This window comes from Bradyrhizobium sp. AS23.2 (genome assembly GCF_001908185.1).
GTDB lineage: Bacteria > Pseudomonadota > Alphaproteobacteria > Rhizobiales > Xanthobacteraceae > Bradyrhizobium.
Genome location: NZ_LGHM01000080.1, coordinates 141,829 through 163,345, shown reverse-complemented (window position 1 = coordinate 163,345; position 21,517 = coordinate 141,829). Strand labels below are relative to the sequence as shown.

Below are 21,517 nucleotides of genomic sequence, written 5' to 3'. Positions count from 1 at the left end.
GTCTCGCACGCCGCGGCGCGGATCTTCCGCGAGCAGGAGAGCGGCTCCTTCGTGCACTTCACCTCGACCTCGGGCCTGATCGGCAATTTCGGCCAGGCCAACTACGCTGCCGCCAAGCTCGGCATCGTCGGCCTGTCGAAGTCGATCGCGCTCGACATGGGCCGCTTCAACGTCCGCTCCAATTGCGTCTCGCCGTTCGCCTGGACCCGCATGATCGGCACCATCCCGACCGAGACCGAAGCCGAAAAGGCGCGTGTCGAGAAGATCAAGCAGATGGGACCGGAAAAGATCGCGCCGATCTGCGCCTATCTGCTCTCCGATGCTGCCAAGGACGTCAGCGGACAGATCTTCGGCGCGCGCATGAATGAGCTGTTCCTGTTCAGCCAAAATCGTCCGCTGCGCTCCGTGCATCGAAGCGAAGGCTGGACGCCGCAGTCGATCGCGGAACACGGCATGCCGGCACTGAAGGGCTCGTTCTACAAGCTCGACCGCTCGGCCGACATCTTCCCCTGGGATCCTGTCTAAGCGGCTTCCCGGCTAATGTTGCGCTGCGATCTCTGGTTGCTCGGCCAGAGATCGCCCGCATTACGCCCGATTGCGGGCGAATAGTTTCCTTCCAACAAAAAATGGGAGGCGACTATGACAAAATCACTGACCATTTCTACCGATACGCCTTGCCTCGGGCGCCGCACCCTTCTGAAGGGTGCAGCGGCTGCAGTAGCCGCGACAGGCGTCACCATGAACGCAGCCCTGGCGGCCTCCGTCGCGCCATTCGGCCAGACCGGCACTCCGACGAGGTCGACGGCGCCATTACCCTTGGGACCACTTCCCGGTAGCCGCTACCCGGACTCCCACCTGGAATCCGCCAAGAAGGGAGGACCGCCAACGTTCGGCCCCCCCGGTTTCCCCGCCTTCGCGGGCACCATGGCAGTTGAGCGCGTCGCAACCGGCATGCGCTGGGCCGAGGGTCCTGTCTACTTCGCGGCCGGCCGCTACGTGCTGTTCAGCGACATTCCCAACAACCGCATCATGCGCTTCTCGGAAGATGACGGTCACCTGAGCGTATACCGTCAGCCATCGATGAACTCGAACGGCAACACCATCGATCGCGAAGGACGCCTGATCACTTGCGAACATTCCGGCCGACGCGTCACCCGCACCGAGCTCGACGGCTCGGTCACCATCATTGCCGACAAGTTCAATGGCAAAAGACTGAACTCGCCGAACGATGCGGTTGTCACGTCCGACGGCGCGATCTGGTTCACCGATCCGGCCTACGGGATCGGCGGCTTTTATGAGGGCATCAAGGCCGATCAAGAGCAGGAAAAGCACAACGTATACCGGGTCGATCCAAAATCCGGGGACATCAAGGTTGTCGTCGACGACTTCGTAGAGCCAAACGGCATTGCGCTTTCGCCTGACGAAAAGAAGCTCTACGTCATCGACACCGGCTTTACGGACGGACCGGAGAACCCGTCGCATATCCGCGTGTTCGACCTCGATGTCGCGGCCGGAAAGATATCGAACGGCAAGGTGTTTGCCGAAATGCCAAAGCCCAGCATTACCGACGGATTGCGAACTGACACCGCCGGGCGTGTTTGGTGCTCCGTCGGTTGGGGCGATCCGAATGAAGACGGCGTGCGTTGCTACAGTCCGGAGGGTGAACTACTCGGCAAGATCCACATTCCGGAAACCGTCGCCAACCTCTGCTTCGGCGGTCAGCAGCGAAATCGACTGTACATCTGCGGCTCGAGTTCGCTCTACGCCGTCTACACGAGTGTACAGGGCGCAATGAAGCCATGAGCGAATAGCGAGTGGGGAGTAGCGAATAGTTGGCGGCACGCCCTTCTGTTCGCTACTCGCCCCCTCAACCCGTATTCCTCAGTCCCGCCGAGATGCCATTGATCGTAAGCTGAATCCCGCGCAGCACCTGCTCGTCCGGGTTCTGCGCGCGGTGCTCTTTGAGCAGCTCGACCTGAACGTGGTTGAGCGGATCCAGATACGGGAAGCGGTGGCGGACCGAACGCTCCAGCAGCGGGTTGCCTTGGAGCAGCCGGTCCTGGCCCATGATGTCCAGCAGCGTCTCGATACAGGAATGCCATTCGCGGCGGATACGGCCGAAGATTTTTTCGCGCAGGGCTTCGTCCGGCACGAGCTCGGCATAGCGTGAGGCGATCGCGATCGAGCTTTTGGCGAGCACCATGTCCATGTTCGAGAGCAGCATGCGGAAGAACGGCCAATCCCTGTAAAGCTCTTTCAGGAACGGCATGCCCTTGTCGGGATGCGCGGCGATCCATTGCTCCACCGCGCTGCCGAAGCCGTACCAGCCCGGCAACATCAGGCGGCATTGCGCCCAGGAGAACACCCAGGGAATCGCGCGAAGGTCCTCGATCGCGCGGGTCTTCTTGCGCGAGGCCGGACGGCTGCCGATATTCAGCGTCGCGATCTCGTTGATGACCGTCGAGGCCCAGAAGTAATCGACGAAGCCGTCGGTCTCGTAGACGAGGCCGCGATAGGCCTTGAAGGCGAGGTTCGACAACTCATCCATCGCGGTCAGATATTCGCGGCGCGGCGCGCTCTGGCGCGGATGCAACAGGCTCGCCTCCAGCGTCGCGGCCGCAAGGATCTCGAGATTGTTGCGGCCGACTTCGGCGTTGGAATATTTCGACGAGATGATCTCGCCCTGCTCGGTGATGCGGATCTGGCCGTTCACGGCGCCACCGGGCTGCGCAATGATGGCGTCATAGCTCGGACCGCCGCCGCGGCCGACCGAGCCGCCGCGGCCGTGGAACAGGCGCAGCCGCACGCCGTGACGTTCGAACACTTCGACGAGTCCGATCTCGGCCTTGTAGAGCTCCCAGCCGGAGGTGACGAAGCCGCCATCCTTGTTGCTGTCGGAATAGCCGAGCATGACTTCCTGCACGCTGCCGCGGCTGTCGACGAGGCGGCGATAATCGTGCAGCGACAGCATGCGGTCCATGATGCCGGAAGATGCCTGCAGATCCTCGATGGTCTCGAACAGCGGCACGATGTTGATGGCGCTGCGCCCGGAGGGATGGACGAGGCCGACCTCCTTCAACAGCACCGCGACCTCGAGCATGTCGGACATGCCCTTGCACATCGAGATGATGCATTGGGGAATGGCATCCGGGCCGAACCTCGCATGCGCCTCCGCGGCGGCATGGAAGACGTTGAGCTCGCCCATCGTCTCGTCGCTGTATTTGACGAACGGGGAGACCAGCGCGCGCGGGCTGCGCAACTCGTTGGTGAGCAGCGAGATGCGCGCCTCCTCGCCAAGCGCGAGATAAGACATGCCCGGATTGGCGGCATCCATCAACTCGGCGATGGTCCGCTCATGCACGGCCGAATTCTGGCGGATGTCGAGCCGCGCCAGGTGGAAGCCGAAACAGTCCACCGCGCGGCGGAGCTGCCGCAGCCGGCCGCGGGCGATGACGCGGGCGTTGTTGGAGATCAGCGAGCGGTACAGCACGTCGAGGTCGGCCTGCAGCTCCCTGACGCTCTCGTAAGGCCTGCCCTTGCCGACGGGTCGGCGCGTGATCTCGACCTCGAGCTTTTCGGCCGTCGCCGTCAGGCGCGCATAGATGCCGGAGACCGCGAGGCGGTAAGGTTCGCCGCTCCGGTGCGGCGAGGTATCCGGCGAGCGCTCAGCCAGGTTACGCAGCTCCTCGGAGACGTCGGCGAGATGGGCCGCGATCGACAGTTCCGAGCCGAGCACGTGCAGCTCTTCGAGGTAGAACTGCATCACCCGGCTCGACTGCAGCCGCAGCGTGCCGCGCATCACGTCGGCGGTGACGAAGGGATTGCCGTCGCGGTCGCCACCGATCCAGCTTCCCATGCGCAGGAACGAGGCGAGTTCGCCGGCGGCCTGCTCGCCGCCCTCCTCCAGCCGGTCCTCCAGCACGTTGACCAGCCGCGGCACCTCGCGCAGGAACGTGTAGTCATAGAACGACAGGCCGTTGGCGACTTCGTCGAGCACGGTGAGCTTGGTCCGGCGCAAGAGATTGGTCTGCCACAACGTCAGCACCTCGCGGCGAAGCTGCTCGTCGCTGGCTGCCGCCTCGTCCGCGGTCAACGCGACGCGTTCGCGGCGATCGAGCAAAGCTGCGACCTCCATCTCGCGGTCCATGGTGCTCTTGCGGCGCACCTCGGTCGGGTGCGCGGTCAGGACCGGGCTGACAAGCGCGGTCTTGAAGAAGCTGCGCAGGGCATCGGAGCTGATTCCGGCGTCCCTGGCGTGGGCGAGCGTTTCCGCCAGCACGCCGGAGCCGCCGCGCGCCCCGGCGTCCTTGCCAGCGTCGTTGGCGGCGCTGCGGGCGCGCATCTGGCGGATGTTGTTCTGGTCCTCGGCGATGTTGGCGAGGTGGGAGAAATAGCTGAAGGCGCGGATGATCCGGACGGTCTCGGAGGTCGACATGCTGTCGAGGATCTGTTCAAGCTCGCGGCGGGCAATCCGGTCCTCGTCGCGGTGGAACCGGATCGAGGTCTGCCGGATGCGCTCGACCAGGTCGAACACATCGGCGCCTTCCTGGTCACGCACCGTGTCGCCCAGGATACGCCCCAGCAGGCGGATATCGTCCCGCAGCCGCGCGTCCGCCTCCAGCGCCTGAACGTCTTCAGGGCGGTTGGGGCGCGGCTCAACGGCGTCGGTCGGTACGGTCTGGAGGGACATGGCTCGCTCCCCTTCTAGAGCTCCCTTGGCTCTCCGGCCCGCCGAGTGTGCAAGTTTTTTGCCGCAGCGCAAGATGAAGTTGGGGGCGGCGCACAGTGAGGGCGAAGATGGCGCCAACGCCAGGATTTATCGCTTCTTTTCGGCGCTAGGCCGGCACGATCACCTTTCCGATCGGCCAAAGCGCGATGCCCGCGAGCTTCAGATGGGCCCAGGCAAAGGGGATGCCGATGATCGTGATCGCGAGAACCAGCGCGGTCAGGACGTGGCCGAGCGCCAGCCACCAGCCGGCGAGTACGAACCAGATGATATTGCCGAGTACCCCAAGCGGGCCGGTGCCGATATCGCTCGCACCGGTGACCTCGTCACGCCGCACCGCCTTCGAGCCGAACGGCAGCAGCGTGTAGACGGCGATGTTGAACGCAGCCCTTGCCCAGGGCAGGCCGATGATGGTGATGGCCATGATGATCGCAGCGACCAGCCAGCCAAACGCCATCCAGGCGCCGCCGATGAAAATCCAGAGCAGGTTGAGCAGAATGGAAACGGGAGCCATGGGATCATCCGCGATCAATGATCCCGCCTGTATAAGCTCGAAAGCTGTCGCTGCGAAGACAGCTCCGAGACGCACAGCCCCGGTTCGGCTACCGCCCGTCGAATTTCGGCTCGCGCTTTTCCATGAACGCCTTCATGCCCTCGGCCATGTCCTGGGTTTTGAACAGTGGCAGGAGCTGGAGATAGACGTGGTGGACGTGGTCGGAGAAGTTTTCGTTGAGGCCCATCCGCATCATGCGCTTGGAGGCCTGGACTGCCAGCGGCGCGTTGGCGGCGATTTCAAGGGCGATGGCGCGGGCACGGCCCATCAGATCGCCGTCCGGGACGACCTCGTTGGCGAGCCCCCATTCGAGGCATTCGCGGGCGCTGAGCGTGCGGCCGGTGAAAATCAGCTCGGAGGCCTTGGCCCAGCCGAGCATGCGCGGCAACAGCCAGGTGCCGCCGGACTCCGGCACCACGCCGCGCTTGACGAAGGCGGCCGCAAGTTTTGATGACTCCGCCATGATGCGGATGTCGCAGCCGAGCGCGGTGTCCATGCCGTAACCAGCCGCGCCGCCGTTGACGGCGCAAATGGTCGGCTTGTCCATCGCCTGCAAGACCGTCGGCGGCGTGTTGCGGAGGTTGATCGTGGTCGGCGAGGACGCGGCACTCAGGCCGTTCCCGTCGCGCTCCTTGCGCAGGTCGAGGCCGGCGCAGAACGCCCGCCCCTTGCCGGTGAGGATCACGACGCGAACGTCTTTGTCCTCATTGGCTTCCGTGAGCAGCCGCGCCAGATCGTTCAGCATCGGGCCGGAAATCGTGTTCATGCGCTCCGGCGCATTCAGCGTGATGGTGGCGATGTGGTCGGCGACCTCATAGAGGACTTCTTTCGCAGCATCGCTCATGACGAATACTTCCCTATCCTTGTTCTCGTAGGGTGGGCAAAGGCGCCTTTGCGCCGTGCCCACCATCAATACCTGCGACCGTCTTGGTGGGCACGCTTCGCTTTGCCCACCCTACGGGTTCTCCTCAAACTGTCAGATCTTCCGCCCGGCCTGCTCCCAATAGGGATCGCGCAGGCGGCGCTTGAAGATCTTGCCGGAGTCTTCGCGCGGCAGCCCGGCGCGGATCTCGATGTGCTTGGGCACCTTGTAATCCGCGAGCGAGGTCTTCAGCCGCGCGCGGACCTCGGCGGCATCGAGCGTGATGCCGGCCTGCGGCTCGACCACCGCCATCAGCGCCTCGCCGAACTCGGCATCCGGGATGCCGAACACCGCGCAATCATGCACGCCGGGCACGGCATGCAGCACGGATTCGATCTCGGCCGGATAGATGTTGACGCCGCCCGAGATCACCATGTCGCGCTTGCGGTCGCAGATGAAGACGTAGCCGTCCTCGTCGATGTAGCCGACGTCGCCGGAGGTGATGAAGCCGTCGCGGTCGATCTCGGCGCGCTTCTCCGGCTTGTTGTGATAAGTGAAATCCGCCATCTCGGCCATGCGGGAGTAGATCTCGCCGATCTCGCCCACGCCCAGCACGCGGCCGTCATCGCCGATGAAGCGCAGTTCGGCGCCAGGCGAGATCTTGCCGACGGTACCAGGCTTCTTCAGCGCGTCCTCCGAGGTCGCAAACGTGACGGCGCTGGATTCGGTCGAGCCGTAGAATTCGTAGATGACCGGTCCCCACCACTCGATCATGGCGCGCTTGACGTCCGCCGGACAGGGCGCCGCGGCATGGATGATGTGGCGCAGCGAGGACACGTCGTACTTCTTGCGGACCGCCTCCGGCAGCTTCATCAGGCGGATGAACATGGTCGGCACCATGAAGATGGTGTCGATCCTGTAGCGCTCGATCAATTCGAGAAATTCTTCGGCTTCGAAGCGTGGCATCAGCACTAGCGCGCCGCCTAGTTTTCCCGCGCGGATACCGAACGAGTTCGGCGCGGAATGATAGAGCGGCCCCGGCAGTAGCGCACGGGCCCCGGGCTTCAGCCCGTAGATCATCGCGCGCATGCGCTCGCCGGCCGCCTGCTGATCCGGCGTCGGCGCATTGCGGCGCACGCCCTTGGGATGGCCGGTCGTGCCTGATGTGTAGATCATGTTCATGGGTTGCGGCACGACCGGGCCGCGATAGGGCTGGAATTGTGCGAGCCATGTCTCGAAATCGATCGCAAAGTCCGGCGTCTTCAAGTGATCGGAATCGATCTTGTAGTTGGACAGGATCTCAGGCGGCGTCGGCACGCTGAGCACGGTGACACCTTTCGGGATCGCATCGCGCAAGGCGTGCAGCATGTCGGCATGTCCGATCAGCACGGACGTGCCGGTGTCATTCAGGATGTAGTTGATCTCCTCCGGCTTGAAGTGCCAGTTGATCGGCACACCATAGGCGCCCAGCCGCATCGCGGCGTAGGCAGCCTCCAGGAAGGCGATGTCGTTGCGCATCAGCATGCAGACGCAATCGCCTTGCTTGACGCCGATTTTGGCAAGGCCGGAGGCGATGCGATCGGCGCGGCTGGCGACCTCGGCGTGGGTACGGCGGCGGTCGCCGGAGACGATACCGAGGAATTGGGACGTTTCGCTCATTTGTTGTTTTTCTTTGTTGCTTAGCGACGGTGCCAGTTAATCGTCATCACCGGGCTTGTCCCGGTGATCCACGTTCTTTCTTCGTCGCCTCGGGCAAGAACGTGGATGGCCGGGACGAGCCCGGCCATGACGGAGAGATGATCAATCCGCATACTTCGGCGCGCGCTTCTCCAGATTGGAGCGCACCGCTTCGGTCTGGTTCGCGCTGCCGATCAGCTTCTGCTGCTCGACGGATTCGGCGAGCAGCGCGGCGCCCGGATCGACCGAGAGATTGTTGAGCAGGCGTTTTGCGGCGCGGATCGCATCGGGGCTCTTACCGGCGATCTCGCGCGCGACTTCGAGGGCTGCTGCGCGCGGGTCGTCGCAGATCCGCGTGGCGAGGCCGTAGGTCATCGCCTCCTGCGCGGAGAAGATACGGCCCGTATAGGTGAGATCGCGCAGGATGTCGTCGCGCACGAGCGAAGCCAGGATCGGCGTGCCTGCCATGTCAGGCACGAGACCCCATTTGATTTCCATCACCGACATGCGCGCATCGGGTGAGAGGAAGCGCATGTCGGCACCAAGCGAGAGCTGGAAGCCGCCGCCGAAGGCAACGCCGTGCACGGCCGCGATCACCGGAACCGGAAGCTGGCGCCAACCCCAGACAGCCTGCTGCGGGAAGTTCGCCTTGCCGTGCGTGCGTACCGTGAGATCACGATTTTCGCCACCCGGAATTCCGTTGCCGCCCTTCTCTTTCATGGCGGCAAACCGGCCCATGTCGAGACCGGCACAGAAGGCGCGGCCCTCGCCGGACAAGACGACGACGCGCACGCCTCTCTCCTTCGAAAGCCGGTCCGTTGCGGCCACGAGGGCCTCGAACATGGCCTGATCCAGCGCGTTCATCTTGTCGGCGCGCACCAGGCGCACGTCGGCGACGCCTTGGGAGATCGAGATCGAGACGCGCTCTTCCATGGACGAATTCTCCCGTGTTCTTGTTCAGTGCCGCTTTACAGGAAGCCGGCGGCCGGATTTAGTCAATCGACCAATTAACTGACAATCCGTACGGAGGAAACAGCCATGTTCAAGGAAAATCTTCTGGCCGGACGGCGCATTCTCGTCACCGGCGGCGGAACCGGGCTAGGCAAGTCGATGGCGGCGCGCTTCCTTCAACTCGGCGCCGAAGTGCACATCTGCGGTCGGCGCAAGATCGTGTGCGACGAGACCGCGACCGAGCTGATGGATCAGTATGGCGGCCGCGTTACCAGCCACGGCGTCGACATCCGCAACTCGCTCGCGGTCGAGGAGATGGTCGAGAACATCTTCCGCGACGCGCCCCTTACCGATCTCATCAACAACGCCGCCGGCAATTTCATCTCGCGCACCGAAGAGCTCTCGCCGCGCGGCTTCGATGCCGTCGCCAACATCGTCATGCACGGCACGTTCTATGTGACGCATGCGGTCGGTAAGCGCTGGATCGCCGCGCGCCAGCCTGGCAACGTCGTCTCGATCACCGTGACCTGGGTGCGCAACGGCTCGCCCTACGTGGTGCCGTCGGCGATGAGCAAGTCGGCGATCCACGCCATGACGATGTCGCTTGCCACCGAATGGGGCAAGTACGGCATCCGCCTCAACACGATCGCGCCGGGCGAGATCCCGACCGAAGGCATGAGCAAGCGCATCAAGCCCGGTGATGAGGCCGGCGCGCGCACCAAGGCGATGAACCCGATGGGCCGCGTCGGCACCATGGAGGAATTGCAGAACCTCGCCGTGTTCCTGATCTCCGGCGGCTGCGACTGGATCACCGGTGAGACCATCGCCATGGACGGCGCCCAGGCGCTCGCCATGGGCGGCAACTTCTACCAGCTCCGGGACTGGAGCGACGCCGACTGGAAAACCGCGCGCGAGAGCATCATGGCGCAGAACGAGAAGGACCGGGCGGCGCGGGGCTGATCTCGCGCCCCCGGACGCAGCTCAGCGCGCAGCCCTTGCGGCGTGGCGCGCTGAAGACGTGCGTGAGCGCCTGTGGCGCTGCAGCACGCTCAAGACACAAGACCGCACTCCTCCCTCTGCCGTATTGTCTTTGCCCGCGGATGACGCCACACTCCGCGGCATAAAAACAAAACGCCACGGGAGAAACATGTCCACCACACAGCCATTGGCGAATCTCGCCGACATGGTGCGCGAACGGGCGAAGAGCCGCGGCGACGCCACCGCCTACGAGTTCGAGGGGCGCGTCACCAGCTTTGCCGAGTTCGACGCTAGGACCAACAAGGTCGCGAACGCGCTCCTCGCGATGGGCGTGAAGAAGGGCGATCGCATCGCCTATCTCGGCAAGAACAGCGACCTCTATTTCGAACTGCTCATGGGCGCGATGAAGGTCGGCGTCGTGATGGCGCCGGTGAACTGGCGACTCGCCGGGCCCGAGGTCGCCTTCATCGTCGCCGATTGCAAGGCGCCGGTTCTGTTCGTGGGACCGGAGTTCATCACGCAGGTTCGCCAGATCAAGGACCAGCTTCCGGGTGTGCAAACTATCGTCACCACCGAGGGCGGCGCGCCGGAATGGCAGGATTTTACGGCCTGGCGCGATGCGCAGAGCGGCGATGATCCGAAGGTGCCGATCGACACCAAGGACATCGCGATCCAGCTCTATACGTCAGGCACGACAGGCAAGCCAAAGGGCGCAATGCTGTCGCATGCGAACTTCCTGAACCTCGTGCAGACCGGCAATGCCGAGGACAAGCCGGAATGGAACCGGTGGTCGACCGACGATGTGTCGCTGGTGGCGATGCCGATCTTCCATATCGGCGGCTCCGGTTGGGGCGTGATGGGGCTCTATCACGGCGCCCGCGGCGTCATCGCGCGCGAGTTCGATCCGACCAAGGTGCTCGACTTCTTCGAGCAGTCCGGCATCACGAAACTGTTCATGGTACCGGCAGCGATGCAGTTCGTGGTGCGGCAGCCGCGCGCCAAGACGGTCGATTTCTCGCGGTTGAAATACATGCTTTACGGCGCCTCCCCGATTCCGGCGGCGCTGCTGAAGGAATGTATCGAGGTCTTCAAATGCGGCTTCGTGCAGATGTACGGCATGACCGAGACGACCGGCACCATCGTGGCGCTGCCGCCTGAAGGCCATATCGAAGGGCTGGAGCGGATGCGCTCGGCCGGCAAGGCGCTGCCGGGCGTGGAGATCGCAATCCTCGACGTCGACGGCAAGCCGTTGCCCCCGCGTCAGGTCGGCGAGATCGCGACGCGCTCGGGCTCCAACATGGCCGGCTACTGGAATTTGCCGGAGGCCACCGCCTCGACGCTGCGCAGCGACGGCTGGCTGCGCACCGGTGACGCCGGCTATATGGACGAGGACGGTTACCTCTACATCCACGACCGCATCAAGGACATGATCATCTCCGGTGGCGAGAACATCTATCCCGCCGAAGTCGAGAGCGCGCTGTGCGATCATCCTGACATCGCGGAGGCTGCCGTCATCGGCGTGCCCGATGAGAAATGGGGCGAAGCGGTGAAGGCGGTCGTGGTGATGAAACCCGGCAAGGAGGCGACCGCCACCGACATCATCAACTTCACCCGCGAACGTATCGCCGGCTTCAAGACGCCGAAGAGCGTGGAGTTCATCCCCGCGCTGCCGCGCAATCCCTCAGGCAAGATCCTGCGGCGACAGTTGCGCGAACCGTATTGGGCGGGCAAGGATCGGCGGGTGAATTAGCTCCGCTCTATCCACATCGTCGTCCCGGGGCGCGCGCAGCGCGAGCCCGGGGCCCATAACGACAGGATTGGGTTTGGCGAAGGCTGGCAAGTACCAGCCTGCCTCAAACTACTCCCTGGGGTCATGGGTCCCCGCTCCCGTGCGCAATTGCGCACTAGGCGGGGACGACGTTGGGGAGAGATAACGCGCAATAGCGCATCAGTGCTTCCCCGGCCCCATATAGCCGAACAGGAACCCGGCCACCTTGCGCATCTGGATCTCTTCGCTGCCCTCGGTGATGCGGTAGCGGCGGTGGTGGCGGTAGATGTGCTCGAACGGCTTGTGGCGTGAGTAGCCCATGCCGCCATGGACCTGCATCGCGCGGTCGGCGGATTCGCAGCAAAGGCGGTTTGCCCAGTAATTGCACATGGAGACGCGGTCGGAGAGCGTGCGCTCGATCTGCTCCTCGTTGAGCTGGTCCATCTCCCAGGCGGTCTTGCGGATCAAAAGGCGCAGCATCTCGGCTTGCGTGGCGAGCTCGACCAGCGGGAACTGGATCGCCTGATTCTCGGCGAGCGCCTTGCCGAACGGCTTGCGCTCGCGCGCGTACTTCACGCTTTCGTTGATGCAATAGACGGCGGCGCCCAGCGAGCTCGCGGCCTGGCGGATGCGGTTCTGGTGCACGAAGCATTGCGCCAGCGACAGGCCGCGGCCGACCTCGCCGAACTGGGCGTCCTCCGGCACGAACACGTCGGTGAAGCTGACGCGCGGATGGTCGGTCGGCATGTTGAAGGTCCACATGTATTCCTCGACCTTCACGCCGTGGCTCTTCGCCGGCACCAGGAAGCAGGTGATGCCGCGAGCATCGCCGTCATTGCCTGACGTGCGCGCGAACAGGGCGCAATGCGTGGCGACGTGCATGCCCGTCGTCCACATCTTCTCGCCGTTGATGATCCAGCCCTTGACGTTGTCACGGGTCGCGGGCACCGCGCGTGTCTCCATGTGGGTGGCGTCCGAACCATGATGCGGCTCGGTGAGGCCAAACGTGATGCGGTATTTGCCCTTGATAGAGCCGTCGATCATGGCCTTCTGGTCGTCGCGGCCGTAGCGGTCGAGCATGGTGACGACCGGGAAATTGCCAACGATGGAGTGCTCGTTCTGCAGGTCGTTGTGCAGCCCGAGCCCCTTGGCGGCAAAATGCTCGCGGATCACCGCCATCCAGAGATTGGAGCCGTCCTTGCCACCATATTGCTTTGGCACTGGAAAGCGCAGATGGCCGGCGGCATCCGCGAGATCCTTCGCCTTGCGCAGCAGCGTTTCCCATTCATGGCGCGGCAGGCCGCCATTCTCGAAATCGGTGCGCGCCCATTCGCGGCGATGGTCGAAGAACCGGATGTTGTCGTCGGCCTGTTCCAGCGGCTTGATCTCGCGTTCGATGAAACGGTCGAGCTCTCCGAGATAGGCGACGAGATCGGCAGGCAATGAGAAATCCACGGTTCTCTCCCGGGTTGATTTTCGTTTTGCGTTAAGGCGCTGCGCGCGTTGTTGCTTCGCGCGATTAAGGTGAGAAGACCGCGCGCAAGTCAAGCAGCCGAAGTCAAGCAAAGCGAGACGTGCGAGAGGCGCAAGGCGCGTTGCGCGATTCGATGGTGTTGCAGCGCCGACGCGCGGTAGTATGACGCCGATATTTCCTCACGAGACAATGCGGAGCGAGCGATGGAGCTGAAATTCTCAAAGGTGGAACGCAAGGGGCAGATCACGATCGTCACGCTGTCGCGGCCCGAGGTTTACAACGCGCTTCATACCGACGCGCATTTCGAGCTCAACAAGGTGTTTGACGACTTTTCCGCCGATCCCGAACAATGGGTCGCGATCGTCACCGGCGCGGGCGACAAGGCGTTCTGCGCCGGCAACGATCTGAAGTGGCAGGCGGCGGGCGGCAAGCGCGGCTGGGACAAGGGCGGCTTCGCCGGCCTCACCTCGCGCTTCGACTGCGACAAGCCGATCATCGCCGCGGTCAACGGCGTCGCCATGGGCGGCGGCTTCGAGATCGCGCTGGCCTGCGACCTGATCATTGCGTCGGAGAACGCGACCTTCGCCCTGCCCGAGCCGCGCGTCGGCCTTGCCGCTCTCGCCGGCGGCCTGCACCGGCTGCCGCGCCAGATCGGCCTCAAGCGCGCCATGGGCATGATCCTCACCGCGCGCCATGTCAGCGCCAAGGAAGGACATGAGCTCGGCTTCGTCAACGAGGTGGTGCCGCAGTGCGAGGCGCTGTCAGGCGCGCTACGCTGGGCGGAGATGATCACCAAGAACTCACCGATGTCGATCCGGGCCTCGAAGCAGACGATCCAGAAGGGACTGGCCGTCTCGCTGGAGCAAGCGATCGAGGAGCAGCGTGAGTATCCGGCGGTGAGGGCGATGGTGGCCTCGCAGGACTATATCGAGGGCCCGAAGGCGTTTTCGGAGAAGCGCCCGCCGAAGTGGCTGGGGAAGTAGAGCGTTTCGCTCCGCCGCCTGATGGATTCCGGGACGCGCCGACAGGCGCGGGCCCGGAATCCATCAGGCGGCGGAGCACGTAGATAAATGGATTCCGGGCTCGTCGCTGCGCGACGCCCCGGAATGACGATTGGAGAGAGGTGCGCGACTGCCTCAACACCGTCATTGCGAGCGCAGCGAAGCAATCCAGACTGTCTCCGGAGAGACACTCTGGATTGCTTCGTCGCTTCGCTCCTCGCAATGACGGCGGATACGGCGTGCCGCCCTACCCGCCGCGCGACAGCTCCCGCTTGTACGAGGCGTAGTTCGGCTGATCGACGGCGAGCTTGTCCATCGTGGTCTGCCAGAGATGCTCGGCGAGGCCCGGCGTTGCGAGGTCGACCTCGCCTTTCGCGATGCGCTCGGCGAGCGCGCGGTTGAGATCGTTGACCGAGCCGTCCATGCCGAGCAGCGCACGCAGGCGCTCGACCTCCTTCGCATCGCTCCCCTCCTCCTGCGTCAGCTGCCGCGTGACGAGGTCGAGGATATTGACGGCCACGCGCAGCTTGAAGGCCTGGTGGCCGGAGATCAGCGGCGTGATGTCGTTGCGGAGGAAATCGGCGACCGCCTTGGTCAGCTCGATCGGTGTCGGTTCGTCCTGCATGGTCAACTCCCGCGCGGTGCCAGCAGCCGCAAGAGATCGATCTCGGTCTCGGAGGCGCGGCGGCCGATCATCGCGCGCTCCATCGAATGATCCGGCCCCTCGCGAAACCGCTGCATCATGCCGCCGCACATGATCCCCCAGCGCAGCGTGCCCATCACTTCCCAGAATTTGACGCGCGCCGGATCGACCTTGCGGCCGGCCGCCTCGTAGCCCGCGAACAGCTCCTCACGCGTGCCGAAACCGCCGACGGGCTTGTCGATTTCGCCGAAGCGCCAGGAGTTGACGCAGACCCAGCCGAGGTCCTCCATGGGATCGCCGAGATGGGCGAGCTCCCAGTCGAGCACGGCGCGGACGCCGTCGGCGCCGATGATGAGATTGCCGTTGCGGAAATCGCCATGCACCAGCGTCTCCTCGGCCGACGGACCGGGATCGTGATCGCGCAGCCAGCGCAGCGCCAGCTCGAACACGGGCTTTGGCCAGTTCAGGCTGCGATAGTCGCGCTCGAACTCGCCGATCTCCCTGGCCGCGGTCATGCGGCGCAACTCGGGCAGCTTGTCCAGCGGCAGCCTGTGCAGGCCGGCAAGCACGCCGCCGATCTGCCGCGCGAGATGCGGCCGCGCCGCCGCGAACTCGTCATCCCGCAGGATCTTGCGGGCGATGGTCTCGCCCTCGACCCGCTGCATGATGAAGCCGGTGCCGAGATCCTCGTCAGCCGTCAACACATGCATCACGCGCGGCGACGGCACGCCGGCCTCAAAGGCAAGCTGCATCAACTGTGCTTCAGCGGCGAGACCCGCCGCGCGTGTCGGGGCTGCGCCATAGCCTTTCGGCGAGCGGCGCAGGATCGCGCCGATTGGTCCATCGGGATGAACGATGTCGAAGCGCCAGGTCTCCTGACTGGCGCCGCCGGACAGCTTTGCCGCCCCGGTCACGCCGGTCGCCCCCTCGCACCAGCGCGCAACGCTGCGTGAAAGCTCCGCCTCGATCATTTGCCTTTGAACTGCGCCGGGCGCTTCTCCAGGAACGCGCCGACGCCTTCACGGAAGTCCTGCGTGTCGCCGGCGCGGATCTGGCACTGGAACTCGAGATTGAGCTGCTCCTCGAAGGAATTTTCCGGGCTGTCCCAGTAGAGCTTGCGGATCAACGACAGCGCGACCGTCGGGCCGCTTGCAAGCTCGCGCGCGAGCTTCATCGCTTCCTCCATCAGCACGCCGTCGTCATAGACGCGGTTGACGAGGCCCCATTCCAGCGCCTTCTCGGCCGGCAGGCGCTCGCCCATCAGCGACAATTCGACCGAACGCGCCTTGCCGATCAGGCGCGGCAGCAGCCAGGTCGAGCCGCAATCGGGCACGAGACCGATGCGGCGGAAGGCCTGCAGGAAATAGGACGAGCGCGCGCACAGGATCATGTCGCCGAGCAGCGCGATGCTCATGCCGGCGCCGGCAGCCGGACCGTTGACCGCGGTGACGATCGGGCAATGCAGATTGCGGATGCGGCGCAGGAACGGGTGGAACCCGGTCTCGAGCGCCACACCGGCCCTGGTCTTCTTCGACTGGTTGTTGCGGCCCTGAAGATTCGCGCCGGTGCAGAACGCCCGCCCCGCGCCGGTCAGCACGACGCAGCGTACCTCGTCCTTTTTCTCCTCGATCGCGTCGAGCGCGTCGGAGAGACCGCCCAGCATGTCCACGGAGACAGCGTTCATCACCTCCTGATGGTCGAGCCTGAGGATCGCGACCGAACCATCGAAATCGAGCGTGACGTGTTTGAACTGCATGGTTTCCTCGTCAGTTGTCGCCTGCGATGTTTCGCAGGCCGGAATTACTTTTGCCGGGGCGCATATTTGATTTTTGTCGCGGCCTTGTCCATGGTGGTCCGAACATACCTTGTCGTCGTATCGCACAATCTTGCGCGCACAGGCTGGCGCACTTCTGTGCCAAAAACAGGAAACGCTCCATGAACATCTTCGACCTGACCGGCCGCGTGGCCGTGATTACCGGCGGCAATGGTGGCATCGGGCTCGGCATCGCGCAGGCGCTTACCGGCCAGGGCTGCAACGTCTCGATCTGGGGCCGCAATGCTGACAAGAACAAGAGTGCTGCCGCGAGCATGGCGGGTTCGCCCGGCAAGGTCGATACCCGCGTCTGCGACGTCACCGACCCGGCCTCGGTCAATGCCGCAATGAAGGCCACGCTCGACACGTTCGGCCGGGTCGACGGCTGCTTTGCCAATGCAGGCATCGGCGGCGGCGGCCGGCGCTCCTTCATCGAGCGCACCGAGGAGGAATGGCGCACGATGTTCGCGACCAATCTCGACGGCGTGTTCCACGCGTTCCAGGCTGCCGCAAAGCACATGACCGATCGCGCCAATGCCGGCGATCCGTTCGGCCGGCTGGTAGCGACCTCGAGCCTCGCCTCGATCTTCGGCACCGCGCGCAACGAGCATTATGCGGCAACCAAGGCCGCCATCAACGCGCTGGTGCGCGCGCTCGGCGTCGAGCTGGCGCGTCATGGCGTCACCGCGAATGCGATCCTGCCCGGTTGGATCAAGAGCGACATGACCGCCGGTATCATGGCCAACGAGAAATTCGTCGCGAACGTGATGCCGCGCATTCCGGTGCGGCGCTTCGGCGAGGCCAGCGATTTCGGCGGCATCGCGGTGTATCTGATGAGCAAGGCGTCATCCTATCACACCGCGGACACCTTCGTGATCGACGGCGGCTATACGGCGTTCTGATTTCTCGAGCACGTAGCCAGGATGGAGCGCAGCGCAATCCGGGACTGCAAAAACAAACAACCCGGATTTCGCTGCGCTCCATCCGGGCTACCAACTCCAAGGAGGGGCACATGTTTTCACACGTGATGATTGGCACCAACGATTTGGACAAGGCCAAAGCGTTCTACGACAACCTGCTCGGCACGCTCGAGGTGCGGCCGGCCAGGGTCGATGGCCATCGTATCTTCTACATCACCAAGACCGGCGTGTTCTCGGTGTCGAAGCCTATCAACGGCGAGCCGGCAACGCACGCGAACGGGGGCACCATCGGCTTTGCCTGCAGCTCGCCCGAGCAGGTCGATGCCTGGCATGCGGCCGGCATCGCCAGTGGCGGCAAGACCTGCGAGGATCCGCCTGGCGTGCGCCAGGGCCCGGGCGGCAAGCTCTATCTCGCTTACTTGCGTGATCTCGACGGCAACAAGATCTGCGCGATGCATCGAATGCCGAACTAACCACAACTACAGCTGTCATCGCCCGACTTGATCGGGCGATCCAGTATTCCACTGGTGTCGGTGATTCACGGAAGGGCCGCGGCGTACTGGATTCCCCGCCTTCGCGGGGAATGACGGCGGTGGGTTGGCGGCCCCATTCAAACAACATTTCAAACGCCCCGCGAAACTCCATCACATGGCATGGCTTGCGTGAAAAATGCAGGCTCGCGCTTCGGCCGTGCTGCGACTATTGTCTCGCCCAACGGTCTCAGCGAAACGGGAGGAACAATGACAAAGCACACCTACATTCCCCGCACCACGAACTACACCCTCAATCCCGGCGACGAGCTCAACGACCTCAGGATGTCGGACCAGGTCCGCCCGCTCTACGATCACGTCAAGAAGTTCATCCGCGACACCGTCGAGCCGATGTCGATCGAGTTTGCCAAGGCCGGCGAAAAGAAAGAGGATCGCTGGAGCTTCACGCCGAAGCAGCTTGAGGTGCTCGAGGTCGCCAAGAACAAGGCCAAGAAGGAAGGCCTATGGAACTTCTTCCTGCCCGATGACGAGACCGGCCAGGGCCTGAACAATCTCGACTACGCCTATATCGCAGCCGAGCTCGGCAAGAGCCCGCTGGCGTCGGAGACCATGAACTGCTCGGCGCCCGACACCGGCAACATGGAAGTGCTGGAGCGCGTCGGCACCAAGGAGCAGAAGGAGAAGTGGCTGAAGCCGCTGCTCAACGGCGAGATCCGCTCAGCCTATGTCATGACCGAGCCGAACGTCGCCTCCTCCGACGCCAAGAACATCTCGACGACGGCAAAGCTCGTCGGCGACGAATGGGTGATCAACGGCGAGAAGTACTACATCTCGGGTCTCGGCGATCCCCGCTGCAAGATCCTCATCGTGATGGTGAAGACCAATCCGGATGCGGCGCCGAGCAAGCAGCAGTCGCAGATCCTGGTGCCGCGCGACGCGCCCGGCGTCGAGGTGCTCGGCCCCATGTACGTGTTCGGGCAAGACCACGCCCCGCGCGGCCACATGCACATGCGCTTCAACAACGTCCGCGTGCCCAAGGAGAACATGCTGCTCGGCGAAGGCCGCGGCTTCGAGATCTCGCAGCTCCGCCTCGGCCCCGGCCGCATCCATCACTGCATGCGCACCATCGGCAAGGCCGAGAAAGCGCTCGACCTGATGGTGCAGCGTGGCCTCACCCGCGAAGCTTTCGGCAAGAAGATCGCTCATCTCGGCGGCAACATGCAGATCATCGCGCAGGCGCGCTGCGAGATCGAGGCGATGCGGCTGATGGTGCTGAAGGCCGCCAAGGCCATGGACGTGCTCGGCAACAAGGAAGCCCGCGTCTGGGTTTCCATGGTCAAGGCCATGGTGCCGGAGCGCGCCTGCAAGATCATCGACCAGGCGATCCAGATGCACGGCGCCACCGGCATCTCGCACTGGACCCCGCTCGCCGAGATGTACCAGGACGTCCGCCACCTCCGCTTCGCCGACGGCCCCGACGAGGTGCACTGGATGGTGGTGGGACGCCACGAGCTGAGCATGGCGTAAGCCTCCCGTCTCTCGTTTCCCCTCTCCCCGCTTGCGGGGCCGCGACGAGCTTCGCTCGCGCTGAGAGGGTCAGGGTGAGGGGGAGTCTCCGCGAGGACGGTGACAGTTGGACGCGCGGAGACTCCCTCTCACCCGCATCGCATCTTCGATGCGATGCGACCTCTCCCCGCAAGCGGGGCGAGGTGAAGAAAGTCCGATCGCGTGGGTGACTTGACCACGAGTTTCCGGCGGCGGAGCGTGCGAAGCGCAAATAAAGGCGACACGTTGGGGAGCAAGACCATGCCGGAAGCCTTTCGCGACAACGAGGAGCGCAGCCGGTTCGAGTTCGATGTCGACGGATTGGTCGCCTTCGTCACCTACCGGAAGAACGACGACGCGATCACGCTGGTGCACACCGATGTGCCGCCCGAGCTCGGCGGCCGCGGCATCGGTTCAAAGCTCGGCCGCGCGACGCTGGATGCGGTACGCGCGCAGGGACGAAAGCTGTCTGTCGAGTGCGACTTCATCCGCAACTTCATGAGCAAGAATCCCGGCTACAACGATCTGCTTGCGGAGGGCGAGAACACGCAAGGGGAGCCGCTCGCGAGCTACCGGGCCGGCTGCTTCTGCGGGGCCGTGGAGGTCGAGGTCACGGGCAAGCCGGTCTTCGCCGGCTATTGCCATTGTGCCGACTGCCAGGCCTGGTCGGCCGCGCCGATCAACGCCTTCAGTCTCTGGAAGTCGGACAGCGTCCGCATCACCAAGGGCGAGGCAGAGCTCGGGACCTTCAACAAGACCGAGCACTCCTATCGCAAATTTTGCAAGCGCTGCGGCGGCCATGTCATGACCGAGCACCCTCGGATGCGGTTGATCGACGTCTACGCCAATCTGCTGGAGGGATACACGCATCAGCCGACGCTGCATGCGAACTACGCGAGCAAGATGGTGTCGGTGAAGGATGGCTTGCCGAAATACGTCGACCTGCCCGCGGAGCTCGGCGGGTCCGGGGAGATGTTGCCGGATTGAGGATCAAGTCTGGCTACACGGTCGCTCTGCTCCCTCGCCCCGCTTGCGGGGAGAGGGTTGGGGTGAGGGGGAGTCTCCACGGGGACGGTGGCAGTCGGACTCGCGGAGAGTCCCCCTCACCCGAATTCGATCTGTGATCGAATTCGACCTCTCCCCGCAAGCGGGGCGAGGTGAAAGAGAGAGCCCTACGACGCCGGCGCCACCTTGTCCTGGGTCTTCGTCTCGAAATCAGACGCGTTGTGGCGTTCGTGGAGTTGGCTGGCGGGATCGCCTGAGACGCGGTTGACCATGCGGCCACGCTTCACCGCGGGGCGTTTCGCGATCTGGTCGGTCCAGCGCTGCACGTTCTTGTAGTCCTGCACGGAGAGGAATTCGCCGGCGCCATAGACTAGCCCCTTGGCGAGCGCGCCGTACCAGGGCCAGACCGCGATATCAGCGATGGTGTACTCACTGCCCGCGAGATACTCGTTGTCGGCAAGGCGCCGGTCGAGCACGTCGAGCTGGCGCTTGGTCTCCATCGCGAAGCGGTCAATGGCGTATTCGATCCTGGTCGGCGCATAGGCGTAGAAATGGCCGAAGCCGCCGCCGAGATAGGGCGCGCTGCCCATCTGCCAGAACAACCAGGACATGGCTTCGGTGCGGGTCTTGATGTCCTTCGGCAGGAAGGCACCGAACTTCTCGGCAAGGTAGAACAGGATCGAGCCGGACTCGAACACCCGGATAGGCTCAGGGCCGGAACGATCCATCAGCGCCGGAATTTTCGAGTTCGGGTTGATCTCAACGAAACCGCTGCCGAACTGGTCGCCATTGCCGATCTTGATCAGCCAGGCATCGTACTCGGCGCCCTTGTGGCCGAACGCCAGCAGCTCCTCCAGCATCACCGTGACCTTCACCCCGTTCGGTGTCGCCAGCGAATAGAGCTGCAGCGGATGGCGGCCGACCGGCAGTTTCTTGTCGTGGGTCGCGCCCGCCATCGGGCGGTTGATGCTGGCGAACTGACCGCCGTTTTCCTTGTCCCAGGTCCAGACTTTGGGCGGCACGTAGGCGGGGGTGTCGGTCATGAAATAGCTCCGGCGCAGAAGGCGCGTGGGGTGTTAGCTAGCGACCGGGGCAGGATTGGCAAGGGTA

General features: G+C 64.1%; 19 protein-coding genes and 1 pseudogene. 10 read left to right on the top strand and 10 right to left on the bottom strand.

The window, feature by feature from the left end; translation table 11 throughout:
• Nucleotides 1-525, top strand: a 525-nt coding sequence (locus AC630_RS18365) for an SDR family oxidoreductase (protein ID WP_143198132.1), incomplete at its 5' end; no start/stop codon positions are given.
• 114 nt (nucleotides 526-639) lie between these two features.
• Nucleotides 640-1,803 carry an SMP-30/gluconolactonase/LRE family protein gene (locus AC630_RS18360; protein ID WP_074119893.1) on the top strand — a complete coding sequence of 388 codons (1,164 nt, stop codon included), beginning with the start codon at nucleotides 640-642 and terminating at the stop codon, nucleotides 1,801-1,803.
• A gap of 64 nt (nucleotides 1,804-1,867) precedes the next feature.
• On the opposite strand, the gene ppc is transcribed toward AC630_RS18360, so the two are convergent.
• From ppc to AC630_RS18335, 5 genes are all read right to left on the bottom strand, one after another.
• Entirely contained in the window at nucleotides 1,868-4,690 is a 2,823-nt protein-coding gene (gene ppc / locus AC630_RS18355; RefSeq protein ID WP_074119892.1) for a phosphoenolpyruvate carboxylase, read from the bottom strand.
• 145 nt (nucleotides 4,691-4,835) lie between these two features.
• On the bottom strand, nucleotides 4,836-5,240 hold the full coding sequence (locus AC630_RS18350) for a YccF domain-containing protein (protein WP_074119891.1): 405 nt from the start codon (nucleotides 5,238-5,240) through the stop codon (nucleotides 4,836-4,838).
• Between the two features lie 88 nt (nucleotides 5,241-5,328).
• Nucleotides 5,329-6,123, bottom strand: a complete 795-nt coding sequence (locus tag AC630_RS18345; RefSeq protein WP_074119890.1) for an enoyl-CoA hydratase/isomerase family protein — start codon at nucleotides 6,121-6,123, stop codon at nucleotides 5,329-5,331.
• A 132-nt stretch (nucleotides 6,124-6,255) separates the two neighbouring features.
• Entirely contained in the window at nucleotides 6,256-7,800 is a 1,545-nt protein-coding gene (locus AC630_RS18340; protein WP_074119889.1) for an acyl-CoA synthetase, read from the bottom strand.
• Nucleotides 7,801-7,941: 141 nt separating this feature from the next.
• Nucleotides 7,942-8,751, bottom strand: coding sequence for a crotonase/enoyl-CoA hydratase family protein (locus tag AC630_RS18335; protein WP_074119888.1), 810 nt, complete (start codon nucleotides 8,749-8,751; stop codon nucleotides 7,942-7,944).
• Nucleotides 8,752-8,856: 105 nt separating this feature from the next.
• On the opposite strand from AC630_RS18335, the gene AC630_RS18330 reads away from it, so the two are divergent.
• Together AC630_RS18330 and AC630_RS18325 are read left to right on the top strand one after the other, a co-directional pair.
• A complete protein-coding gene (locus tag AC630_RS18330) occupies nucleotides 8,857-9,729 on the top strand; it encodes an SDR family oxidoreductase (protein WP_074119887.1) in 873 nt (290 codons plus the stop codon).
• Between the two features lie 187 nt (nucleotides 9,730-9,916).
• Nucleotides 9,917-11,497: a fatty acid--CoA ligase gene (locus AC630_RS18325; RefSeq protein ID WP_074119886.1), complete on the top strand. Its 1,581-nt coding sequence runs from the start codon at nucleotides 9,917-9,919 to the stop codon at nucleotides 11,495-11,497.
• Between the two features lie 198 nt (nucleotides 11,498-11,695).
• On the opposite strand, the gene AC630_RS18320 is transcribed toward AC630_RS18325, so the two are convergent.
• Nucleotides 11,696-12,970, bottom strand: a complete 1,275-nt coding sequence (locus tag AC630_RS18320) for an acyl-CoA dehydrogenase family protein (protein ID WP_074119885.1) — start codon at nucleotides 12,968-12,970, stop codon at nucleotides 11,696-11,698.
• A 222-nt stretch (nucleotides 12,971-13,192) separates the two neighbouring features.
• Here AC630_RS18320 and AC630_RS18315 point away from each other — a divergent pair, with 222 nt between their 5' ends.
• Nucleotides 13,193-13,972, top strand: a complete 780-nt coding sequence (locus AC630_RS18315) for an enoyl-CoA hydratase-related protein (RefSeq protein WP_074119884.1) — start codon at nucleotides 13,193-13,195, stop codon at nucleotides 13,970-13,972.
• Nucleotides 13,973-14,237: 265 nt separating this feature from the next.
• Here AC630_RS18315 and AC630_RS18310 read toward each other — a convergent pair whose 3' ends face one another.
• Genes AC630_RS18310 through AC630_RS18300 form a run of 3 tightly spaced genes read right to left on the bottom strand, consistent with a single transcriptional unit; the run spans nucleotide 14,238 to nucleotide 16,389 of the window.
• Entirely contained in the window at nucleotides 14,238-14,615 is a 378-nt protein-coding gene (locus AC630_RS18310; RefSeq protein WP_074119883.1) for a DUF6285 domain-containing protein, read from the bottom strand.
• A 2-nt stretch (nucleotides 14,616-14,617) separates the two neighbouring features.
• The gene (locus tag AC630_RS18305; protein WP_074119882.1) at nucleotides 14,618-15,604 is read right to left on the bottom strand and encodes a phosphotransferase family protein; all 987 of its coding nucleotides are present in this window, start codon (nucleotides 15,602-15,604) and stop codon (nucleotides 14,618-14,620) included.
• The gene (locus tag AC630_RS18300) at nucleotides 15,601-16,389 is read right to left on the bottom strand and encodes an enoyl-CoA hydratase/isomerase (RefSeq protein WP_074119881.1); all 789 of its coding nucleotides are present in this window, start codon (nucleotides 16,387-16,389) and stop codon (nucleotides 15,601-15,603) included. The genes AC630_RS18305 and AC630_RS18300 overlap by 4 nt, the downstream gene beginning before the upstream one ends.
• Before the next feature lie 179 nt (nucleotides 16,390-16,568).
• Between AC630_RS18300 and AC630_RS18295 the strand changes: the two genes are divergently transcribed.
• From AC630_RS18295 to AC630_RS18280, 5 genes and pseudogenes are all read left to right on the top strand, one after another.
• Nucleotides 16,569-17,348 (top strand): SDR family NAD(P)-dependent oxidoreductase, encoded by a 780-nt coding sequence (locus tag AC630_RS18295; protein ID WP_074119880.1) that lies wholly within the window; start codon nucleotides 16,569-16,571, stop codon nucleotides 17,346-17,348.
• A 110-nt stretch (nucleotides 17,349-17,458) separates the two neighbouring features.
• Nucleotides 17,459-17,839, top strand: coding sequence for a VOC family protein (locus AC630_RS18290; protein ID WP_074119879.1), 381 nt, complete (start codon nucleotides 17,459-17,461; stop codon nucleotides 17,837-17,839).
• 267 nt (nucleotides 17,840-18,106) lie between these two features.
• The gene (locus AC630_RS18285; RefSeq protein ID WP_074119904.1) at nucleotides 18,107-19,384 is read left to right on the top strand and encodes an acyl-CoA dehydrogenase family protein; all 1,278 of its coding nucleotides are present in this window, start codon (nucleotides 18,107-18,109) and stop codon (nucleotides 19,382-19,384) included.
• Between the two features lie 279 nt (nucleotides 19,385-19,663).
• Nucleotides 19,664-19,918 (top strand): annotated as a pseudogene (locus AC630_RS47050) (GNAT family N-acetyltransferase); the annotation flags it as partial.
• A gap of 9 nt (nucleotides 19,919-19,927) precedes the next feature.
• Entirely contained in the window at nucleotides 19,928-20,389 is a 462-nt protein-coding gene (locus AC630_RS18280) for a GFA family protein (RefSeq protein WP_074119903.1), read from the top strand.
• 185 nt (nucleotides 20,390-20,574) lie between these two features.
• On the opposite strand, the gene yghU is transcribed toward AC630_RS18280, so the two are convergent.
• Nucleotides 20,575-21,450 (bottom strand): glutathione-dependent disulfide-bond oxidoreductase, encoded by an 876-nt coding sequence (yghU, locus tag AC630_RS18275; RefSeq protein WP_074119878.1) that lies wholly within the window; start codon nucleotides 21,448-21,450, stop codon nucleotides 20,575-20,577.
• Nucleotides 21,451-21,517 lie beyond the last annotated feature (67 nt).

Coding starts and splice junctions, on each gene's coding strand:
- AC630_RS18300 (WP_074119881.1), bottom strand. CDS start 16,389: ATGCAGTTCAAACACGTCACGCTCGATTTCGATGGTTCGGTCGCGATC.
- AC630_RS18350 (WP_074119891.1), bottom strand. CDS start 5,240: ATGGCTCCCGTTTCCATTCTGCTCAACCTGCTCTGGATTTTCATCGGC.
- AC630_RS18295 (WP_074119880.1), top strand. CDS start 16,569: ATGAACATCTTCGACCTGACCGGCCGCGTGGCCGTGATTACCGGCGGC.
- AC630_RS18345 (WP_074119890.1), bottom strand. CDS start 6,123: ATGAGCGATGCTGCGAAAGAAGTCCTCTATGAGGTCGCCGACCACATC.
- AC630_RS18340 (WP_074119889.1), bottom strand. CDS start 7,800: ATGAGCGAAACGTCCCAATTCCTCGGTATCGTCTCCGGCGACCGCCGC.
- AC630_RS18330 (WP_074119887.1), top strand. CDS start 8,857: ATGTTCAAGGAAAATCTTCTGGCCGGACGGCGCATTCTCGTCACCGGC.
- ppc (WP_074119892.1), bottom strand. CDS start 4,690: ATGTCCCTCCAGACCGTACCGACCGACGCCGTTGAGCCGCGCCCCAAC.
- AC630_RS18285 (WP_074119904.1), top strand. CDS start 18,107: ATGACAAAGCACACCTACATTCCCCGCACCACGAACTACACCCTCAAT.
- AC630_RS18325 (WP_074119886.1), top strand. CDS start 9,917: ATGTCCACCACACAGCCATTGGCGAATCTCGCCGACATGGTGCGCGAA.
- AC630_RS18360 (WP_074119893.1), top strand. CDS start 640: ATGACAAAATCACTGACCATTTCTACCGATACGCCTTGCCTCGGGCGC.
- AC630_RS18305 (WP_074119882.1), bottom strand. CDS start 15,604: ATGATCGAGGCGGAGCTTTCACGCAGCGTTGCGCGCTGGTGCGAGGGG.
- AC630_RS18310 (WP_074119883.1), bottom strand. CDS start 14,615: ATGCAGGACGAACCGACACCGATCGAGCTGACCAAGGCGGTCGCCGAT.
- AC630_RS18315 (WP_074119884.1), top strand. CDS start 13,193: ATGGAGCTGAAATTCTCAAAGGTGGAACGCAAGGGGCAGATCACGATC.
- AC630_RS18335 (WP_074119888.1), bottom strand. CDS start 8,751: ATGGAAGAGCGCGTCTCGATCTCGATCTCCCAAGGCGTCGCCGACGTG.
- yghU (WP_074119878.1), bottom strand. CDS start 21,450: ATGACCGACACCCCCGCCTACGTGCCGCCCAAAGTCTGGACCTGGGAC.
- AC630_RS18290 (WP_074119879.1), top strand. CDS start 17,459: ATGTTTTCACACGTGATGATTGGCACCAACGATTTGGACAAGGCCAAA.